10 protein-coding genes are annotated in these 12,252 nt (G+C 63.6%); 7 read left to right on the forward strand and 3 right to left on the reverse strand.

The features are described from left to right. Positions 1–13: 13 nt before the first annotated feature. The 3 genes from smc to EGH24_RS01855 all read left to right on the forward strand — a co-directional run bounded on the left by smc (position 14) and on the right by EGH24_RS01855 (position 5,815). A complete protein-coding gene (gene smc, locus EGH24_RS01845) occupies positions 14–3,595 on the forward strand; it encodes a chromosome segregation protein SMC (RefSeq protein WP_142978477.1) in 3,582 nt (1,193 codons plus the stop codon). Continuing rightward, positions 3,588–4,499, forward strand: a complete 912-nt coding sequence (locus EGH24_RS01850) for a segregation and condensation protein A (protein WP_142978478.1) — start codon at positions 3,588–3,590, stop codon at positions 4,497–4,499. The genes smc and EGH24_RS01850 overlap by 8 nt, the downstream gene beginning before the upstream one ends. A 71-nt stretch (positions 4,500–4,570) precedes the next feature. Then, positions 4,571–5,815, forward strand: coding sequence for a DUF418 domain-containing protein (locus EGH24_RS01855; protein ID WP_142978479.1), 1,245 nt, complete (start codon positions 4,571–4,573; stop codon positions 5,813–5,815). An 18-nt stretch (positions 5,816–5,833) separates the two neighbouring features. Here the strand turns inward: EGH24_RS01855 and EGH24_RS01860 are convergent, their stop codons facing one another. Then, positions 5,834–6,559, reverse strand: a complete 726-nt coding sequence (locus EGH24_RS01860) for a phosphoglycerol geranylgeranyltransferase (RefSeq protein WP_142978480.1) — start codon at positions 6,557–6,559, stop codon at positions 5,834–5,836. Between the two features lie 84 nt (positions 6,560–6,643). Between EGH24_RS01860 and EGH24_RS01865 the strand changes: the two genes are divergently transcribed. Continuing rightward, a complete protein-coding gene (locus EGH24_RS01865) occupies positions 6,644–7,090 on the forward strand; it encodes a DUF2237 family protein (RefSeq protein ID WP_142978481.1) in 447 nt (148 codons plus the stop codon). 29 nt (positions 7,091–7,119) lie between these two features. Here EGH24_RS01865 and EGH24_RS01870 read toward each other — a convergent pair whose 3' ends face one another. Beyond that, positions 7,120–9,666, reverse strand: coding sequence for a DNA topoisomerase I (locus EGH24_RS01870; protein WP_142978482.1), 2,547 nt, complete (start codon positions 9,664–9,666; stop codon positions 7,120–7,122). A 142-nt stretch (positions 9,667–9,808) separates the two neighbouring features. Here EGH24_RS01870 and EGH24_RS01875 point away from each other — a divergent pair, with 142 nt between their 5' ends. Next, a complete protein-coding gene (locus EGH24_RS01875; protein WP_142978483.1) occupies positions 9,809–10,096 on the forward strand; it encodes a hypothetical protein in 288 nt (95 codons plus the stop codon). Between the two features lie 249 nt (positions 10,097–10,345). On the opposite strand, the gene cmk is transcribed toward EGH24_RS01875, so the two are convergent. After that, the gene (gene cmk, locus EGH24_RS01880; RefSeq protein WP_142978484.1) at positions 10,346–10,969 is read right to left on the reverse strand and encodes a (d)CMP kinase; all 624 of its coding nucleotides are present in this window, start codon (positions 10,967–10,969) and stop codon (positions 10,346–10,348) included. A gap of 126 nt (positions 10,970–11,095) precedes the next feature. Between cmk and EGH24_RS01885 the strand changes: the two genes are divergently transcribed. Further along, the gene (locus EGH24_RS01885) at positions 11,096–11,839 is read left to right on the forward strand and encodes an NRDE family protein (protein ID WP_142978485.1); all 744 of its coding nucleotides are present in this window, start codon (positions 11,096–11,098) and stop codon (positions 11,837–11,839) included. A gap of 26 nt (positions 11,840–11,865) precedes the next feature. Then, complete coding sequence (locus EGH24_RS01890; RefSeq protein ID WP_142978486.1) at positions 11,866–12,216, forward strand: helix-turn-helix transcriptional regulator; 351 nt, start codon at positions 11,866–11,868, stop codon at positions 12,214–12,216. Positions 12,217–12,252 lie beyond the last annotated feature (36 nt).

Raw genomic sequence — 12,252 nt, forward strand, 5'->3', positions numbered from 1 at the left:
CCCGCTTTCACCCATGCACATCAAAGCCCTCGTGTTGGACGGTTTCAAGAGTTTCGGGCGGCCGACTCGCATCCCGCTGTACGAGGATTTCACTGTTATTACGGGCCCCAACGGCTCGGGGAAATCGAACATCATCGACGGCGTGCTGTTCGCGCTCGGGCTCGCCAAGACCCGAGGCATTCGCGCCGAGAAACTGACAGACCTCATTTACAATCCCGGCCACGACGGCGAGGAATCGACCGCCGACGGCCCACGCGAGGCCAGCGTCGAGGTCATCCTCGACAACAGTGAGGGAACGCTCACCCGGGATCAGGTCGTGACCGCCGCCGGCACCGACCGCGTCGGCGACGTCGACGAGATCACGATCAAACGCCGGGTCAAACAGACCGACGACAACTACTACTCATACTACTATCTCAACGAGCGGTCCGTCAATCTCGGCGACATTCAGGACCTGCTTTCGCAGGCCGGCATCGCTCCCGAGGGCTACAACGTCGTCATGCAGGGCGACGTGACCGAGATCATCAACATGTCGGCGGGCCAGCGACGCGGCATCATCGACGAGATCGCCGGCGTCGCCGAGTTCGACGCCAAGAAGGAATCAGCCTTCGAGGAACTCGACGCCGTCGAGGAGCGAATCAACGAGGCGACGCTCAAAATCGAGGAGAAAGAGGAGCGACTCGACCAGCTGGCCGACGAGCGCGATACGGCCCTCGAATACCAGTCCTTACGCGACGAGAAACAGGAGTACGAGGGATATCTGAAAGCCGCCGAACTGGAGGACAAACGCGCCGAACTCGACGATATCGAAGACCAGATCGACAGCCACGATGAGACTCTCGCCGAACGACAGGAGACCCTTGACAGCGCGCAGGGCCGACTCAGTCGACTGGAAGACGAACTCGACGAGCTCAACCGCGAGATCGAACGCAAAGGTGAGGACGAACAGTTACGGCTCAAACGCGAGATGGAGTCGATCAAAGGCGAGATCGATCGCCTCGAAGGCCGGATTGAGGCCGCCGAAGGACGGATCGAAGACGCCGAAGACGAACGCCGGCAGGCCTTCGTCCAGATCGACCGTAAGCAGGAAGAACTCGACGAGATCGAGGCGACTATCAAGGAGCTCAAAGTCGAGCAGGCGTCGGTCAAAAGCACGATCCAGAGCAAGCAGGCCGACCTCGCCGACATACAGGACGAGATCGACAACGCCGACACCGAGTTCGACGAACTCAAAGCCGAGCTGTCCGATAAAAAAGAGCGGCGCGAGGAGCTGAAGACGCAGGCCAACGACATCCAGCGGAAGAAGGATCGCCTGCTCGACGACGCCCGACGACGCTCGACCGAGGTCGAGGAGGCCCAAGCCGACCTCAATGAGGCTCAAGAGGCGATTCCGGATCTCAAAGCCGAGCTATCGAACCTCCAGAGCGAACTCGACAAAGCCGAAAAGAACAAATCGAAAATCGAGGCCTCGATCGACACGCTCCGGACGGAACGCGAGGAGACGAAAGCCGAGTTGGAGGAGATCGAGTCGGAACTCCGCGAGAAGCAATCGGAGTACGCCGACATCGAGGCCCGCAGCGACGACGACAGCTCATGGCCGCGATCGGTGACGACCATTCTCAACGCCGGCAAGCGCGGCGTCCACGGCGCGGTCGGCGATCTCGGCAGCGTCGACAGCGAGTACGCGACCGCCTGTGAAACCGCTGCGGGGGGCCGGCTTGCCAACGTCGTCGTCGACGACGACGGTGTCGGCTCGGAGTGTATCGACTACCTCAAATCCCGCAACGCCGGGCGAGCAACCTTCCTCCCGATTACGGAGATGGACAACCGCGGGCTGCCGAACCTCCCATCCCATCCGGGTGTCGTCGACTTCGCGCGCAACCTCGTCGAGTACGATAGCAAATACGAGGGCATCTTTTCCTATGTGCTGGGCTCGACACTCGTCGTCGAGGACATGGAGACNGCCCGCGAGNTNATGGGCCAGTTCCGGATGGTCACGCTCGACGGCGACCTCGTCGAGAAGAGCGGCGCGATGACTGGCGGCTCCGGCGGCGGCTCCCGCTATGCGTTTTCCGCGTCGGGCGGCGGCAAACTCGAACGGCTGGCCGAGGAGATCGACCAACTCGAAGACAAACGCCGCCAGCACGAAGACGAAATCCGCGATCTGGAAGACCAGATCGACGCCGCCCGCGACCGGAAATCCGATGCCGTCGAGAAAGTCCAGTCCATCGAGGCCGACATCGAACGCACCCACGAGGAGATCGACGACGCCGAGGCGGAGATCGACGAACTCGAAGCCCGCCTCGAAGAGATCGAAGCCGAACGTGAGGCCGTCGAGGAGGAGATGGCCGAAGTCGATGCCGAACTCGACGAAATCGAGAGCGAGCGCGAGGAAATCGACGCGGAAATCGAGGAGCTGGAAGCCGAGTTGGCCGAGTCAAAGATCCCCGAGTTGACCGACGAGGCCGACGCGATCCGCGAGGAAATTCGGGATCACGAAGACCGGATGGACGATCTCGAAGGCCGACTCAACGAGCAGCAACTCGAACAGCAGTACGCCGAGGAGGCCATCGACGACCTCCACGATACCGTCGAAGCGGCCCAAGACCGGAAGGCCGACGCCCAAGACGAGATCGACGACCTCGAAAGCCAGATCGACGACAAAGAAGACAAACTCGACGAGAAACGCGAGGCCATTGAGGATCTGGAAGCCGAGTTGGCCGACCTCAAAGACGACCGCGAGGATCTGAAAGCCACGGTCAAAGAGGCCCAGGCCGAGCGCGACGAGGCCAAAGAGGCCGTCGGCGAAATCGAGTCAAAACTCCAGGCGGCCCGCGAGGAGCGCGACCGGCTTGAGTGGGAGATCGACGAACTAGAGCAGGCCGTCGGCGACTACGATCCCGACGAGATTCCGGATCACGACGAGGTCGAATCCAACATCGACCGCCTCGAAACCGAGATGGAAAAACTGGAGCCAGTCAACATGCTCGCTATCGAGGAATACGAGGAAGTCGAAGCCGACCTTGACGAACTCGTTGACGGCCGCGACACGCTGGAGGAGGAACGCGACGGCATCAAAGACCGAATTGACCAGTACGAATCCCAAAAGAAGGCAACGTTCATGGACGCCTTCGAGTCGATCAACGGCCACTTCGAGGATATCTTCTCGCGGCTCTCCGACGGGACGGGCGAACTCGTCTTAGAGAACCCCGAGGACCCCTTCGAGGGCGGGCTGACGATGAAAGCCCAACCCGCGGACAAACCGATCCAGCGNNTGGNNGCGATGTCCGGCGGCGAGAAGTCNCTNACNGCNCTCGCNTTCATATTCGCGGTACAGCGATACAACCCCGCGCCGTTCTACGCGCTCGACGAGGTGGACGCGTTCCTCGACGCGGCCAACGCCGAGATGGTCGGCGAGATGGTCGACGACCTCGCTGGCGACGCGCAGTTCATCGTCGTCTCCCANCGCTCNGCGCTGNTGGANCGCNNCGAGCGCGCNATCGGCGTGACGATGCANGACGACAACTACAGCGCGGTCACCGGCATCCAGTTCGACGGCGACGATGCCGACCCGGAGGTGCCAGCCGATGACTGAACTCCCCGACGCTGTCGGCCTCGACGGAATCGCTGGCGATTACAGCGACGATCAAGAGCGACCGCCTGAGCCGACCGCCGACGATGACGAAGTCGAGCCCGTCGAGCTGCTGGTCCAGTTGGCCGAGGAGGGCGAAATCGAGCCGTGGGACATCGACATCGTCGAAGTCACCGACGCCTTCCTCTCGAAACTTGAAGCGACTGATCTGCGCACGAGCGCGCGGGCGTTGTTCTACGCCAGCGTCCTCCTGCGGATGAAAGGCGACGAACTGCTCGATCCCACCGACGACGAGCCAGCGGACGAACCCGAACCGTGGGAACAGGCCTTCGAGGACGACGGAGCCGCCGACGAAGGTGGCGCGCCCGGCTTCGACCCGGTCGACGAACTCGAAGCCGAGATGGATCGCCGCCTCGACCGGAAAAGCACCCGCGGGAACCCGGAAACGCTGGACGAACTCGTCCGGGAACTCCGAGAGGCCGAACGCGACAACTGGTGGAAGCGACGCCGCGAGTACGACACCAGCGGCAGCAGCGGCGGAACCTACGGCACCCAAACCGTCGATTACCGCGCGGCCGACGACTTCCGCGAAGATGACGAACCGACCGAAGGCGACGTGACCGCCAACACCCACACCGAGGATATCGACCACGTCATCGAGCAGGTGCAGGCCGCCCTCGAACCCGAGTTCGACAACGGGCGCAGCGAGGTGCTGTACGCCGAAATCGAATCCGCCGGCGGCCGGCCGTTTATGACGTATCTCGCCTTGCTGTTCCTTTCGCACCGCGGCGAACTCCGACTCCAGCAGGACGACCTCTTCGGCGACCTCTGGGTGCAGGATCCCGAACAAGTGTCCCAAGACGAAGCAGCCGAACCCGACGACGAGATCGAAGCGACGGCCGACTGAGTCGCCAACGCCGTGACGGCAGCGACCGAGCGGCGGTGTGTTTATGTGGCATCTCACTCGACACGGAGGTAGTGACCTCCGACTCCGTCCCGACCCCGCCATCGGAGCGTATTCTCGCCCTCGATGTCCTTCGTGGGTTCGCGTTGCTCGGTATTCTCGTCATCAACATTCAGGTCTTTGCGATGCCGTTTGCGACGCTGAACAATCCGACGGTCTATGCGTCGGCGATGCCGTACGGCGAGTTCTCCGGCGCCGACTACCTCGTGTGGCTGGTGAGCCACGTGTTCGTCGAGCGGAAGTTCATCACGCTGTTTACCGTCATGTTCGGCGCGGGCATCATCCTCTTCAGCCGGAGCAAACGCGAGGGAGAGGTCAACCGACTCCACTACCGCCGGACCGGGTTTCTGCTGGCCGCCGGTCTCGCCCACGCCTACCTGCTGTGGTACGGCGATATCCTCGTTCCCTACGCGCTGTGTGGGCTGGCGGTCTTCTTCGTCCGGGACTGGGAACCCGAGCTACTGGCGCGAGTCGGGCTGTTGATGGTCGCAATCCCGTCGCTGCTGTACATCGTCTCGGGGCTCTCGCCCGGGTCGGCACAGGCGGTTGCCTCGCAGTGGGCCCCTGCCGAGGCGACCCTTCTCCAAGAGGTCGAAACCTACCGGAGCGGCTGGCTCGCCCAACTCGATCACCGCGTGCCGACGGCGATGACCCAACAGACCAGCGGCTTCTTCGGCGTCGTTTTCTGGCGGACGAGCGGGCTGATGATGGCTGGGATGGCCCTTTTCAAGTGGGGCGTGATCTCCAACGAACGGTCAACGGCGTTCTACCGACGGCTCCTCGCCGGCGGCCTGCTCGGCGGCCTCCCGCTGATCCTCGCCGGCGTCTGGTACAGCGAGGCGGTTGACTGGAGCGTCGACGCGCTGTTTTTGGGTAGTCAGTTCAACTACTGGGGCAGCCTCCCGCTGGCCGCCGCGTACATCGCGGGGGTGATGCTATTTTGTCGTCGCTTCGGTGGCGGCGTGGTGACGGGCGTACTCTCAGCGGTCGGCCGGACGGCCTTCAGTAATTACCTGCTGCAGACAATCATCGCTACCTCGATCTTCTACGGCCACGGCCTCAGGCTGTTCGGCAGCGTCACCCGCCTCGAACAGGCTGGCTTCGTCGTCGCCATCTGGGCGGTCCAGATCGTCCTCTCGGTGCTGTGGCTGCGATATTTCCGGTTCGGCCCCGCCGAATGGCTCTGGCGAAGCGTGACCTATGGCGAGCGACAACCGCTCAGAAAATCCGACCGCGACGAAGGGGCGACCGCAGAGTAGTTCGGCAGCGTCGGCTGCTTAGTTCGGCGTCGTCGTTTCCGCGTGCGCGTCACTCGCGCCTTCGACCGTTTCGCGGACCGCGTCACAACCCTCGTCGTGGATGAGGTCGCCGACGACGACGACATCGGCGTACTGGCCCATCTCGTAGGCACTGTCGTAGTCGCCGACGCCGCCGCCGTAGAACAGCGTCGCGTCGTCGATGCCGTCGGCAGCGGCTTCGACCACATCGGGATCGCCGAAGGTGCCGGAATACTCGACGTAAATGATCTCTTGGCCGAACATCTTCTCGGCGACGCGGGCGTACGCCCAGACGTCCTCGGGCGATTGGTTACAGTCGGCTTCGGTGTACTCGGCGACCGAGGCTTCGGGGTTCATCACGATGTAAGCCTCCGTCGTCGTCCGGTCCCAGTCGAGGCCGTCCTCGATGCGGACCCACTCCTTGTGCGCGCCGACCAGCCAGAAGGGGTCGGCCGCGTTGAGCACCGTCGGGATAAGGTAGCCATCGAGGGCCGGCGAATCGATGACGACGCTCGGATTCGACGGCTCTTGGTACAGCGGCACGTCGTACTCGGCGCAGGCGTCGACGACGCGCTGCATCTTGTCTTCGGTCATCCCAAGGGTGCCGCCGATCTCGATGGCGTCGGTGCCGGTCTGACAGACATCGGCGAACGTCTCGCCCTCGACGAGCGGTTTGTCCGGGTCGATCTTCAGCAGGTGATCCCACGATTCCCACGGCTTGCTCATTGGCTATGGGTTCCACCGGCGGAGAATAAAAAGGGTGCGGTGGCACGGCCAAATAGCTATACGCGCCGGACCGAAAGCGGGGCCATGAGCGACGATCCGAGCGACGGGGACGCAACGAGCGACACGGAGGCAACAATCGACGCGGGGCCCACCGACGACGCGGACGAAACGAACGTCCTCGGCACCGCGCTCGACCCCTGCAGTGAAAACCCTGAAACCGGGTTTCTGCGTGATGGTCACTGTCGACACCTCCAGCGCGATCCTGGCCGGCATGAGGTCTGTGCGGTGATGACACAGGACTTCCTCGAATACAGCCGCAAGCAGGGCAACGACCTCGTGACGCCGCGGCCGGAACTCGATTTTCCGGGGTTGCATCCGGGCGACCGCTGGTGTGTCTGTCTGCCGCGGTGGATCGAAGCCCGCGAAGCCGACAACGCGCCGCCGGTGATCCTTGAGGCGACGACAGAAGGTGTTCTCGACGAACTCTCGCTCGACGAACTCCGCGAACACGCCTACGAGGACGAAAAATAGCGACCGTAAATCGATAGCTGCCGACTGCCTCAGTCGGCGTCAGCCTGCCAGTCGCGGACGGTGTCGGCTCCGATGCCGTCGACTTCCTCGGCAACCTCGTCGGGATTGGCGTCTTTCAGTCCCTCTACGTCCTCGATGCCGGCCGTTTCCAGTTTCTCGGCGGTCTTCTCGCCGATCCCGCTGATCGTCTCCAGTTCCGAGCCGTTCTGGCGGGCCTGATACTCCCGGTAGTTGCAGATCGGACAGTCCAACTCCCACGGCTCGCGGTCGTCGTCCTCGTAGGTGACGACGAGTTCCGGGAGATCGTGTTCGTCACAGCGGCCGTCAGTGATCTCGATATCGCCGCGACGCGGCAGCGGCAGGGAGTACTCGCAGTCAGGATAGCGCGTACAACCGACGAGCCGCGAGCCGTTGCGGAGCTGTTTGATCGCCAGCTCGCCGTCATGGTCCTCACCGCAGTCAGGGCAGTCACCGATCACGCGGTCGGCCTCGGCGTCGGCGGCGTCAGCCTGACACTGCGGGCAACCGTGGACGAACGTCTTCCGGCCGGCCAGCAGTTTGACCTCCCTAAGGTCGTGATCGTCGCAGGTCTCGTCGAGCAGCAGGGGTTTGCCAGTCGACGGCAGCGGCAGCGTGTACTCGCAGTCGGGATACCCGTTACAACCGATGAAGTACGAGCCCTGGCGGCTGGTGCGGATGAGGAGGTCGTCGCCGCACTCCGGACACGGGCCGAGCGTTTTGTCGGCCTTGAGCGATTTTTGAATCTGGCTGCCGATCTCCTCGCGGGAGTCGGTGAGGTCGTCGAAGACATCCTCAAGCAGTCGGCGAGAGGCAGCTGTCACCGCATCGTAGTCCTTCTCACCGGCCGCAATCGCCTCCATGTCGGCTTCGAGTTGGGCGGTCATGTCTTCGGAGACGACTTGGTCGGCGAAGTCCTCGGCGGCCTCAACGACCGCCCGGGCAAGCATCGTCGGCCGCGGCGGGTCGTTTTCGAGGTAGCCGCGGTCGTAGAGTTTCTCGATGGTGTGGTGCCGCGTCGACTTCGTGCCGATCCCCATTTGCTCCATCGTCTCGATCAGCCGCGATTGGCCGTAGCGGCGTGGCGGCTGGGTTTGCTTGGCCTCGATCTCGGTGTCGGTGATCGTCAACTCGTCGCCCGTACTCACGTCGGGCACGTGGGTTTCCGACTGGCTGAAGTAGGGGTAGACCGCGTGGTAGCCGGCCTCGACGAGGCGTTTCCCGTTGGCCTTCAGCGTGAGCTCCTCGCTCGTCGGTTTGCCATCGACGACGACTTCGCAGTCGGGGATTTCCGCGACGACTTTCAGGTGTTCCCATGTCGCGTCGTCGGCAACGGTGGCGANAAACCGCCGGACGACGAGTTCGTANATCTCCCACTCGTCCTCGGAGAGCTCNNNNCGNCNGGGGANCTCGCCGGTCGGGTGGATCGGCGGGTGNTCGGTCGTCTCCTCGTCNCCNNCGGTCGGCTCGATCTCGTCGGCCGCGAGCAGGCTCGCGACGTCGTCGCCGAAGGTACTGTCGCCGGTGAACGATTCGAGCAGTTCGCGTGGGTCGAGATCCTCCGGGTAGACCGTGTTGTCGGTTCTGGGGTAGGTCAGGTAGCCAGCGGTGTAGAGTTCCTCGGCGACGCTCATCGCCTGCTGGGCCGAGTAGTTCAGCGAGCCGGCCGCGCGGATGAACTGTGTGGTGTTGAACGGCGCGGGCGGGCTGTCGGTGCGGGTGCGGCGATTGACCGAGTCGACAGCAGCTGTTTCGGCTGCGGCCAGTGCCTCGTAGACCGCTTCGGCGCGGTCGCCGTCCCAGAGGCGTTCAGCCTCGTTGCCGTCCTCGTCGCGGTAGAAGTACTGGCTCTCGAAGCCGCCGTCGGCGTCGGTTTCGAGGTCGGCGAACAGCTCCCAGTAGTCCTCGGGATCGAAGGCCTCGATCTCGCGTTCGCGGTCAACGATCAGTTTGAGTGTCGGGCCCTGTACACGACCAACGGAAATGAAGTCGTCGCCGAGTTGCCGCGCGGAAAGTGAAAGAAACCGGGTGAGGGCCGCGCCCCACAGGAGATCAATGACTTGTCTGGCTTCGCCGGCGGCCGCGAGGTCGAAATCGAGTTCGTCGGGGTGGTCGAAGGCCTCGGTGACTTCGCGGTCAGTGATCGAGGAGAACCGCACGCGGTCGATCTGCACGTCCTCGTTGACCTCTCGCACCAGTTCGTAGGCTTCCTTGCCGATCAGCTCGCCCTCGCGGTCGTAGTCGGTGGCGATGGTGACCTGCGAGGCGCGGCGGGCGAGCTGGCGGAGCGCGCGGACGATGCCCTCCTGGGTGGGCTGTTTGTCGATGGGCGCGTCGATCAACTCGACGGGTTCGACGTCCCGCCAATCGTTGTACTCCGNTGGGAAGTCGACGCCGACGACGTGGCCNGANAGCCCGANACAGCGTTTGCCGCCCCACTTGTAGACGTTGACGCCGTTGACACGCTCGGTGTCGGCGGAGTCGCCGCTGAGGATCTCGGCGATCCGCCGGGCGGCGTTGTCCTTCTCGGTAATGATCAGAGCAGGCCCGCGACTCATTGGGTCGGCGTAGGCCGCTTTATGGCCTAAACCTTTCGCGCGACGATATCCCACGGTATCGGTCGGCTCGCAGCCGCTGCGGCCCCGTTTCGGCTCTCGATGCCACCGACGCGGTTTTCGGGCTTCGGAGCGAATCACATCCATGCTCAAATTGCTCCTCGGTACCGTCGGCCTCGCCGAAACGCTCTACCCCGAGCGGTTTATGCGCGTTCTGACGCGACTCAGCTACGACTACGACGACGCCCCAACGGCGAAACCGTGGGTCGTCACCGCGGCGCGAATCGAAGGACTGGTCATCCTCACCGCAGTCGTCTGGGCAGCACTGAAAGCCGACTGCAATTGTGGGCTACTGTCCCGGGCCGATGGCACCGAGGCCGATGCTGACGACGGAACAGACGACACCGACGACACGATCGACAAAATCGCGTAATCGGTCCGATTCACTCGCCTCTGATCTCCAGTCGAAACAGCAGCCTACGCATTCAACACGGCCAGTTTCGGCGAAACGCGTCGCCAACCATGCTCCCGTGAGAAAGTGGCGTACGGCACCGACATTGCCGACCGGCCACGACGGTACCCGCTGCACGCCCGAGAACACTACCACACTTTCACCTGCAAATATTGACGCGGTTCGGTCGTCGTAGCGAGACAGTGCTGTAACGGAACTACACAACTGCAATCAGATATCGACGGCTGGCGTCTCGTAGGCCCCCTCGTCGGCTTCGGTATCGTACTGTTCGATGGCCGTTTTCACGATCTGGAAGACGCCTTCCTTGCTCCAGCGAGCGGTGTTGATGTTCAGGTCGTAGAACTCCCGATCCTCGACGTCGATGTCGTAGTATTTCTCGTACCGGCCGGCCTCGCTGACCTCCCGGACGCGCATTTCAGCCTCGGTTTCCTCGCGGTCCTCGACGCGATCGACCCGGACCTCATCGGGCGCGTCGAGCCAGAGCCGGAGATCGGCGTTCTCGCCGGCCAGCCAGCCCGCGAGGCGTGATTCTAGAATGAACGGTTTGCCCGAGGCCCCCCACTTCTCGGCGATCGACTGGAGTCGCTTGTCGAGCGCGCGGTCGATGTCGTCGCTGGCGTCGGCCTCGGCGGTCTGTTGATGGAGGCTCAACTCGCCGTCCTCGGCGAGTTCCCGGAAGATGTCGCCGCCGGAGACATAGGGGCAGTCCATTGCCTCCGAAAGCCGTTCACAGAGCGTCGTCGCTCCACAGCCCGGTGGCCCTGACACCGTGATGAGGAGACTGCTGTCGATCTCTGGCGTGGATGGCTTGGCGGCGTGGCCCTGTGTACTCATACGCGGCCTGTTTTACATGAACGTACCTTATGGTATCGGTCTCGACTCCGTCTGCCGGTTGTGGTAACGCATCACACCACTGCAATCGCCACGAGGCTCTTAGGGGCGGCCCACCTACACCGGATCGTGTGTACGCTCGTCCTCGCATGGCAGGTCTTCGCTGACGCGCCGGTCGTCGTCGCCGCCAACCGCGATGAGTCGACCGATCGGCCGAGCGAGCCGCCGAGCGTCTACCGGACCGACCCCGACGCGATCGCGCCGCGGGACGCCGAGGCCGGCGGGACGTGGATCGGCTACAACGAGCGCGGGCTCTTCGTCGGCCTGACGAACCGTTGGGTTGCCCACGAGAGCGGTCGCTCGCGGGGCCAACTCGTCGCCGACTGCCTCGGACTATCGTCGGCGACCGCAGCGGTCGAGCACGTCCGCGAGGCGACCGCGACCGACACGTACGCCGGATTCAACCTCGTCGTCGCCGACGCCGACCGGGCGGCCCTGCTCGAATGGGACGGTGACCTCCACGTCACTGAATTCGACCCCGGCGTCCACGTCGTCGTCAACGTCGGTGCGGACGGCGCGTTCTTCGAACCTGAGGCGCGGCCGGAGGTTGGTCGCCAGCAAGCCGACAACGCCGAGCGGCTCCGAGCAACGCTCGCTCCCGAGGATTGCGAGTCCGCCGGCGAGTGGCGCGAACGTGCGGCGGCGGCACTCGGCGATCACGCAAACGGCGTCTGTGTCCACGGCGACGGCTTCGGAACGCGGTCGGCATCGCTGATCGAACTCGCTGGCGAGGATGACACGGTCGGCCGCTACTGGTTCGCCGACGGCCCACCCTGCCGGAGTGCCTTCGAGCGCGTCGAAAGCAGGCTTTAAACGAGTTGCGTCCGGATGAAACGGTAATGAGTGCGTCCGAGATCGAAGACGGTCTGTCCGACGACGAGCTCCGTGGGCTCGAACTCATCCGCGAGACGGGTGGGATTCATCAAAGCGAGTTCTGGAAGGAACTCGACATCTCCTCGCGGAAGGGCAGCCGCATCGCCGAGAAGCTGGTGGACGCCGAGCTGATCAACCGCGAGGATACGGTGTACAACGGCCACAACACCTACTACCTCGAACCGACGGCGAAGGACCTCGATTTCCGCCTGCTGATGGCCGGCGACCTGCTGTCGCCGTTTATCGGGGAGGAAGAGGTTGATCCGCAGAGCGACTCCTTCTCGCAGTGGCTGATGAACCTCGCCTACGAGGAATAGGCTCCGTCGACGACTGACGGTGGATCGGTGTCAGGA

The organism is Halonotius terrestris (genome assembly GCF_006861665.1).
GTDB lineage: Archaea > Halobacteriota > Halobacteria > Halobacteriales > Haloferacaceae > Halonotius > Halonotius terrestris.

What these genes read in the sequence shown, in the direction of transcription:
- EGH24_RS01850 (WP_142978478.1), top strand. Translation starts at nt 3,588, where the DNA reads ATGACTGAACTCCCCGACGCTGTCGGCCTCGACGGAATCGCTGGCGAT.
- EGH24_RS01860 (WP_142978480.1), bottom strand. Translation starts at nt 6,559, where the DNA reads ATGAGCAAGCCGTGGGAATCGTGGGATCACCTGCTGAAGATCGACCCG.
- EGH24_RS01865 (WP_142978481.1), top strand. Translation starts at nt 6,644, where the DNA reads ATGAGCGACGATCCGAGCGACGGGGACGCAACGAGCGACACGGAGGCA.
- EGH24_RS01875 (WP_142978483.1), top strand. Translation starts at nt 9,809, where the DNA reads ATGCTCAAATTGCTCCTCGGTACCGTCGGCCTCGCCGAAACGCTCTAC.
- cmk (WP_142978484.1), bottom strand. Translation starts at nt 10,969, where the DNA reads ATGAGTACACAGGGCCACGCCGCCAAGCCATCCACGCCAGAGATCGAC.
- EGH24_RS01890 (WP_142978486.1), top strand. Translation starts at nt 11,866, where the DNA reads ATGAGTGCGTCCGAGATCGAAGACGGTCTGTCCGACGACGAGCTCCGT.